The sequence below is a fragment of the Arthrobacter sp. H41 genome (genome assembly GCF_000520535.1).
Classification (GTDB): Bacteria; Actinomycetota; Actinomycetes; order Actinomycetales; family Micrococcaceae; genus Arthrobacter_D.
On record NZ_KI914817.1, the window covers coordinates 652 to 8,597 of the forward strand.

Genomic DNA, 7,946 nt, shown 5'->3' on the forward strand with positions numbered 1-7,946 from the left:
GGCGGCGGCAGGCCAGCCGATCGTGCGCCCCGGGACCGTGACGGGAACAGTGGAAGGCATGACCGCGACAAGAGTGCGCCTCGCGAGCGGGACAGGCCTGACCGTGACAGGAGCGGAAGCGATAGGAGCGATCGCGACAGGAGACTGAGCAGCAGGGGCGACGATCGGGGGGACCGGCTCCGAGGCGCGGCATTCCGAGGCGGATCGTCATCAGGATCGGAAGCCGGGCGCCCTCGGACCGGCGGCGGTGCTCCGCGCAGCAACGGCGGGGCCGCGCGCAGCAGCGCCGGCAGCAATCCGGGCGACCGCGCGTGGAGCAAGCGACCGGCAGGCGCCGGGTCGTCCGGCGAGCGTCGGTTCCCAGGCGGATCACCGAATGCGAAACGCTCAGGTGGCTGGGAAGACCGCACCAGGGATGACCGCCGTCCCTCGGACAGCCAACGTGGAGGCCGCCCCGAGGGAAGAGGCGAAGGAACGGACGGCGCAGGTGCCCGTCCCCACAACGCCCGGGACCTGAGGAGCGCCAATCGGCCCGACAGGGAACGGTCCCCCGAGATCGACGAGGACGTCAAGGGTGATGAGCTGGATCGGGTGACACGTGCCCAGATCAGGAACCTCGAAGAGCGAAGCGCTCTTTGGGTGGCGAAGCACCTGGTGATGGCGGGCCGCCTGATCGACGACGATCCCGAGTTGGCGTTCCAGCATGCGCTTGCGGCGAGCAGGCGCGGTGGACGCCTCGCAGCAGTACGCGAGGCGGTGGGCCTTACCGCGTATGCGGCAGGCCACTATGGCGAGGCCCTGCGCGAGTTCCGGACGTTCCGCCGTATCAGCGGCTCGAACGTTCATCTCCCGGTGATGGCCGATTGCGAACGTGGGCTGGGCAGGCCCGACCGCGCTCTCGATCTTGCGCGGGGAGAGGAAGCGGAAACCCTCGATTCGGCAGGCAAGGCCGAACTGGCGATGGTCGTTTCAGGTGCACGGGCGGACCTCGGTCAGCTCGATGCAGCGGTCGCGGCGCTCGAGATCCCCCAACTCGACCTTCACCGGGCTTTCTCCTTCACGCCCCGGCTCTTCCGGGCGTACGGCGATGCACTCGACGCCGTGGGCAGGACCGCGGAGTCCGGCACCTGGCGCAAGCAGGCCCGGGTGGCCGAGACCGCCCTGGGCCTGGATGATCCGACGGAGCCCGACATTATCGACCTCGGGGGCGATGAGGACGACGACGCCGTTTCGGTGGGTGTACCGAGGGTCTCCGAGGTGATCGGGAGCGCGAGCAACGGGATCCCTGAAGGTTCCGAATCCGAGACCGTAGTCGAGGCCGTCCCCGCACAGGTCGGCACTTCACACGACGCCGCCGACCAAGCCGATGGCGAAGCCCTCGATTCGGGCGTAGCCCCGGATCAGCAAGGCGCCGGACGCTCCGATTCGACGCCGGGCATCGAACCTGCCGCCGATCATCAGGCCGGCCGGGAGCCCGAAGAGCAAGCACCTGGCGCCACGCAACAGCCGGCCTCCGAACCGGCGGACGAGGACCGCATTGATGACTGAGGCCCGGCTGATCGACGGGTTCGACGCCGTCCTGGCCGACCTCGACGGAGTGGTGTACGCGGGGCAGCATGCCATTGCGGGCGCAGCCGAAGCGCTTGAATCCCTGGCTGGGGCGGACATAGCCCTGGCATACGTGACGAACAACGCGTCCCGGTCCGCGGACGTCGTGGCGGCCCATCTCCGGAGCCTCGGCGCTCCGGCACGGGCTGACCAGGTTTTCGGCTCGGCGCTGGCCGGGGCCGAACTATTGGCGGCCCGGGTTGCCGCAGGTTCCCGGGTGCTGGTCGTCGGCAGCAAGACCCTTGCCGACCTGGTGCGCGCCCAGGATCTCGAGGTCGTCCCGTCAGCAGAGGAACTGCCCGACGCCGTCATCCAGGGGTTCTCGCCCGAACTCGGCTGGAAGGACCTCGCGGAGGCCGCCTACGCAGTAGCTGCAGGTGCGGTCTGGGTGGCTACCAACACCGATATGTCGATACCGCAGGCTCGTGGGATAGCGCCGGGCAACGGAACGCTCGTGGCCGCTGTTGCGGCAGCAACCGGTAAGCAGCCGGTGGTGGCAGGCAAGCCCGAAGCTGCCCTCTTCGAAACAGCGGCACGCCACGTTGGGGCGCGGAATGCCCTCGTCGTCGGGGATCGGCTGGATACCGACATCCTGGGCGGAAATCGTGCAGGAATGAAGACCGCATTGGTCCTCACCGGAGTGGATACGCTTCAGACCGCTCTTGCCGCAGTGTACGACGAGCGCCCGGACTACCTGATCCCGTCGCTCGCTGCGCTCTACGAGCCGTATCCCGTAGCTCGGTCGGAGGGCGGGGTTCACCGACGCGGGCAGGCGTCTGCACGTGTCGAGGGGGAATCCGTGATGGTGGAAGGCGCGGAAACCGACCTCGACGCGTGGCGGGCGGCATGTTCGGCGTGGTGGTCGGCGCATCCGCTGCAGGACAGGGTCCTGTCCCCGCGGCTGCGGTTCACGCGCTGAGTGGTTCCGGCTGCTGCAGGGAAGCGATGAAGGGACGAGGCAGGCGCGGAATGAAGGAAGCGATGACGCAGGGGAAGGGACTCCATGGGTGATGTGCGTGGTATCGACCTGCCCTTCAGCGGCGGTGCCGGGCCGTCGTGGCCGTCCGATCAGTTCACCTCGGGAGACCCCGACGTCGACGCCGTTCTGGCACGCCTTGCACGGCTCACCGACACTTCCGTTGCGGAGCAGCCGGAACTGTACTCGGAAATCTCCGAGAGCCTGCTCGCGGAGCTCGACCAGGGGCATCAGGAATGACGCGCCTGGACCAGGAACTCGTGAAGCGCGAGCTCGCGCGCTCACGCTCCCATGCTGCACAGCTCATCGTTTCCGGCAAGGTGCTCCTAGACGGCGCTCCCGCAAAAAAGGCCTCCACGCAGGTAACCGGTGACCAGGACCTCGCAGTGGAAATGATCGGTGAGGATTTCGTGAGCCGCGCCGGCCATAAACTCGCCGGTGTACTGAACTCCTTTCCTGCACTTGCGGCGGACGGCCGGCGGTGCCTCGACGCCGGTGCCTCGACGGGCGGCTTCACCGAAGCTCTCCTGACCAGGGGAGCCCGGGAGGTGGCAGCCGTCGACGTGGGGCACGGACAGCTCGCGGACAAGCTTCGGAACGACCCGCGGGTCTTCGTCTTCGAGGGCATGAACGTGCGCTACCTGCAGCCCGGGGATATCGGCGGGCAGGTCGACCTCACCGTCGCCGACCTCTCCTTCATCTCACTTCGGCTCGTGCTCGAAGCCCTGGCGAGGTCGACCCGTCCGGGCGGGAACCTGCTGCTGCTGATCAAGCCCCAGTTCGAGGTGGGTCGGAGCGGGCTCAACGGCCAGGGCGTGGTGATCTCGGATGCCGTGCGACGCAGGGGGGTCCACGGAGTCCTTCGGGAAGCACTGGCTCTCGGGCTGGAAATTCAAGGACTCGCACCGAGCGAACTCCCGGGGCAGGACGGGAACCGCGAGTACTTCGTGTGGATAAAGGTGCCTGAATCCACATTGGTGCCTAGGATCGAGGGGGAACTGGATCAGCTGACACATCAGGTGCTCGACGCGAGCGGTGTGTTCGCGGGAGTGTCCGGTTCCTCGACTCTCGATGGAGCTTGATGACTAGACGAGTACTGGTGCTTGCCCACACGGGCCGCCACGACGCGATGGCTGCCGCGCAGGAGGCCTGTACGCGCCTTCATGCCCTGGGCCTGACTCCGGTCATGCGGCCGGAGGAACTCGCCGACATCCAGAACGAATACGGGGTGCTGACGGCGCCCACCGAGACGCTCGGGCAGGACGTCCACCTCGACGGCGTGGAGCTCGTCATGGTGCTCGGCGGTGACGGCACGATCCTCCGCGCTGCGGAGCTGGTGCGGCAGACCGAGGTTCCCCTGCTCGGCGTCAACCTCGGTCACGTGGGTTTCCTCGCGGAGAGCGAGCGTGCCGACCTCGAGGAGACGGTGCGGTGGGTTGCCGAGAAGGATTACTCCGTCGAGGAACGCATGACCATCGAGGTAGCTGTGTGGCAACGGGATACCCTCCTGTCCCGCAACTGGGCGCTGAACGAGGCCGCCGTGGAGAAGGCCGACCGTGAGCGGATGATCGAAGTGGTGATGGAGGTCGACGGCCTGCCTGTCAGTGCCTTCGGCTGCGACGGCGTGGTGCTGGCGACGCCCACGGGTTCCACCGCCTATGCCTTCTCGGCCGGCGGGCCGGTGGTGTGGCCCGAGGTCGAAGCACTGTTGATGGTCCCGATCAGCGCACACGCCCTGTTCGCGAAACCGCTGGTGGTGGCGCCGTCGTCGGTCCTTGCCGTGGAACTTCTGTCGCGGACCGGCGCGAGGGGCGTCCTGTGGTGCGACGGACGCCGGAGTGTTGACCTCCCCCCGGGCGCCCGCATCGAAGTGAGGCGTTCGCCGATCCCCGTGCGTCTGGCCCGCACCGCCCAGACCCCGTTCTCGGAACGCCTCGTCCGAAAATTCGAGCTGCCTGTCCAGGGCTGGCGCGGACCCGTCGCAGCAATAGGGGGCCGGTCGAAATGATCGAGGAAATGCGAATCCGCGACCTCGGCGTCATCACTGATGCCACCCTCACACTGGGACCGGGTCTCACCGTGGTGACAGGGGAGACAGGCGCGGGGAAGACCATGGTGATCACGGCCCTCGGACTGCTCCGCGGAGCGCGGTCCGACGCCGGAGCGGTCCGGCTCGGAGCGAAGTCCGCGTCCGCCGAGGCGATCCTCCGCCTCGAGCCGAACAGTGCTGTCGCCGCCCGCGCAGCGGAGGCCGGGGCGGCCCTCGAGGAGTACGACGGCGCAGCCGAGCTCATCCTCGCCCGCACCGTCACCAGCGAGGGCCGCAGCAGGGCCTACGTGGGCGGTAGATCCGCTCCGGTGGGAGTGCTCGCAGAGCTCGGCGAGCAGTTGGTCGTGGTGCATGGCCAGTCCGATCAACTCCGGCTGAAGGGTGCGGGTGCCCAGCGCGGGGCACTGGACAAATTCGGGGGAGCGCCGCTCGCCGCGGAGCTTGGTGCCTACGTCAACGCCTACGGTCGCTGGAGGGACGCCCTCGCGGAGCGGGACCGCCTCCGCGCCGAGGCACGCGAGCGGGTGCGAGAAGCGGAAAGCCTCGAGGCGGCACTGGCCGAGATCGAGGCCGTGGAGCCGCAGCCCGGCGAGGACGCTGCGTTGAAGGCGGAGTCGATGCGCCTCGGCAACGTGGAGGAGCTCCGCACCGCCGCCGTCGTCGCTCATTCCGCCCTGGTCTCCGAGGATTTCGGCTCGGGCGCGGACGCGGTCTCGCTCGTCGACGAAGCCAAGAGGCAACTCGAAGCGGTGGCGGAACACGATGCCGACCTCGAGTCGCTCGCAGCGCGCGTCGCCGAGGTGGGCTACCTCCTTGCGGACATCTCGGGTGAGCTGGCGGCCTATGGGGCAGCGCTGGACGGTGAAGGCCCGGGCCGCCTCGCTGAGGTGGAGTCGCGCCGCGCGGAACTCGCGGTGCTCGTGCGCAAGTACGCTCCCACCATCGACGAGGTACTCCAATGGAGTGAGAGGGGTGCGCGGAGACTCGAGGAGCTGAGCGGAGACTCGAGCAGGGTGGACGAACTGGGCGTCGTCATCGAGGAACTCGACCGGGAAGTGCATGCACACGCGAACGTCCTCTCGGAGCTCCGCAGGGCCGCCGCCCAGACCCTCGCCGGCCGGGTCAGCGAGGAACTGAGCGCCCTGGCGATGCCCGACGCGAACCTGCTCATCGAAGTCACCGCAGGGGATTCCCTCACTCCGCACGGCCAGGACGACATCTCCTTCCAGCTGCAGCCGCACCCGGGATCAGCGCCGCGGCCGCTGGGCAAGGGCGCTTCGGGTGGCGAGCTCTCCCGCGTGATGCTGGCGATCGAGGTGGTGCTTGCCGCCGTCGACCCGGTTCCGACCTTCGTGTTCGACGAGGTCGATGCCGGGGTGGGCGGGAAAGCCGCCGTCGAGATCGGGAGGCGCCTCGCCATGCTCGCCGAGCACGTCCAGGTGATCGTGGTGACGCACCTTCCCCAGGTGGCGGCGTTCGCGGAGCGCCACATCCGCGTCACCAAGAATGTCTCCCGGGCGTCGTCCCCTGATGACGACGGCGGATTCACCGCGAGCGACGTCGAGGTCCTCCCCGACGCCGAGCGCGTGCGCGAACTGGCCCGCATGCTCGCGGGCCAGGAAGACTCAGCATCCGCGCGGGCCCACGCCGAGGAACTCCTCGCCGATGCGGCGCGGACCTCCTCCAAGTGATAGGCTCCAACCCCGTGGTGCAGCAAATAAACTCCCGGTTCCAGAAGTCCGCCAAGACGACCAAACACATCTTCGTGACCGGCGGCGTCGCCTCCTCCCTCGGCAAGGGACTGACGGCTTCGAGCCTCGGTCACCTGCTCCGGGCACGCGGCCTCTCCGTCACGATGCAGAAGCTCGACCCCTACCTCAACGTGGACCCCGGCACCATGAACCCGTTCCAGCACGGGGAAGTCTTCGTCACCGAGGACGGCGCCGAGACGGATCTCGATATCGGCCACTACGAGCGGTTCCTCGACGAGAACCTCGACGGTTCGGCCAACGTCACCACGGGCCAGGTCTACTCGACCGTCATCGCGAAGGAGCGGCGCGGGGAGTACCTCGGCGACACGGTGCAGGTCATTCCACACATCACCGACGAGATCAAGCGGAGGATGCGGCTTCCCGCTGAACCCGGAAGTTCGAAGCGGGCGCCGGACGTCATCATCACCGAGATCGGCGGCACGGTCGGGGATATCGAGTCGCAGCCGTTCCTCGAATCGGCCCGGCAGGTCCGGCAGGATATCGGCCGCAACAATGTCTTTTTCGTCCATGTGTCACTGGTCCCGTACATCGGCCCCTCGCAGGAGCTGAAGACCAAGCCGACACAGCACTCGGTGGCGATGCTGCGCTCGATCGGCATCCAGCCCGATGCGATCGTCGTTCGTTCCGACCGCGAGGTGCCTTTGGCCATGCGGGAGAAGATCGGCCGCATGTGCGACGTCGACATCGACGCCGTCGTCAACGCAGCCGACGCCCCGAGCATCTACGACATCCCCAAGGTCCTGCATGCGCAGGGGCTCGACGCGTATATCGTCCAGGCCCTCGACCTGAAGTTCAAGGACGTCAACTGGACCAAGTGGAACAAGCTTCTCGACGTCGTCCACAATCCGAAGCACCACGTCGAGGTGGCGCTGGTCGGCAAGTACATCGACCTTCCCGATGCCTACCTTTCGGTCACCGAGGCGCTGCGCGCCGGCGGGTTCGCCAACAAGACGAAGGTCGACATCAAGTGGGTGCCGTCCGATGATTGCGAGACCCCCGAGGGTGCCCGCGAGGCACTCAGCGGCGTGGACGCCATCTGCGTGCCCGGTGGATTCGGGATCCGGGGCCTCGAGGGCAAGCTCGGCGCCCTGACCTACGCGAGGGAGAATCGGATTCCGACCCTGGGGCTGTGCCTCGGCCTGCAGTGCATGGTCATCGAGTACGCACGCAACGTCGTGGGCCTCGAGGGTGCGTCGTCCAGCGAATTCGAACCCGACACCAACTATCCCGTCATCGCCACCATGGCGGAGCAGCTCCACATCGTGGCAGGGGAGGGCGACATGGGCGGCTCGATGCGGCTCGGACTGTGGGAAGCGAAACTCGCCGAAGGCTCGGTGGTTGCAGCAACCTACGGCAAAACGACGGTTTCCGAACGCCATCGCCACCGCTATGAGGTGAACAACGAGTTCCGTGCGCAGATTAGCGACGCCGGGCTCGTCTTCTCGGGCACGACGACGGACGGCGAGCTGGTGGAGTTCGCCGAGCTTCCCAGGGACGTGCACCCGTACTACGTCTCCACCCAGGCGCACCCCGAGCTCAG

7 protein-coding genes are annotated in these 7,946 nt (G+C 67.7%); all 7 read left to right on the plus strand.

Annotated elements, in window-relative coordinates:
* Positions 1–639 precede the first annotated feature (639 nt).
* Positions 640–1,548 (plus strand): hypothetical protein, encoded by a 909-nt coding sequence (locus Y705_RS21955; RefSeq protein WP_253908613.1) that lies wholly within the window; start codon positions 640–642, stop codon positions 1,546–1,548.
* On the plus strand, positions 1,541–2,527 hold the full coding sequence (locus tag Y705_RS0112810; RefSeq protein WP_026533139.1) for an HAD-IIA family hydrolase: 987 nt from the start codon (positions 1,541–1,543) through the stop codon (positions 2,525–2,527). Before Y705_RS21955 ends, Y705_RS0112810 begins: the two co-directional genes overlap by 8 nt.
* A gap of 84 nt (positions 2,528–2,611) precedes the next feature.
* Entirely contained in the window at positions 2,612–2,824 is a 213-nt protein-coding gene (locus Y705_RS0112815) for a hypothetical protein (RefSeq protein WP_026533140.1), read from the plus strand.
* Complete coding sequence (locus Y705_RS19855) at positions 2,821–3,666, plus strand: TlyA family RNA methyltransferase (protein ID WP_049822729.1); 846 nt, start codon at positions 2,821–2,823, stop codon at positions 3,664–3,666. Before Y705_RS0112815 ends, Y705_RS19855 begins: the two co-directional genes overlap by 4 nt.
* A complete protein-coding gene (locus Y705_RS0112825; protein ID WP_026533141.1) occupies positions 3,666–4,592 on the plus strand; it encodes an NAD kinase in 927 nt (308 codons plus the stop codon). The genes Y705_RS19855 and Y705_RS0112825 overlap by 1 nt, the downstream gene beginning before the upstream one ends.
* Entirely contained in the window at positions 4,589–6,325 is a 1,737-nt protein-coding gene (gene recN, locus Y705_RS0112830) for a DNA repair protein RecN (RefSeq protein ID WP_026533142.1), read from the plus strand. The genes Y705_RS0112825 and recN overlap by 4 nt, the downstream gene beginning before the upstream one ends.
* A partial coding sequence (locus Y705_RS19860; protein ID WP_049822730.1) for a CTP synthase occupies positions 6,322–7,946 on the plus strand: 1,625 nt, incomplete at its 3' end. The genes recN and Y705_RS19860, both read left to right, overlap by 4 nt.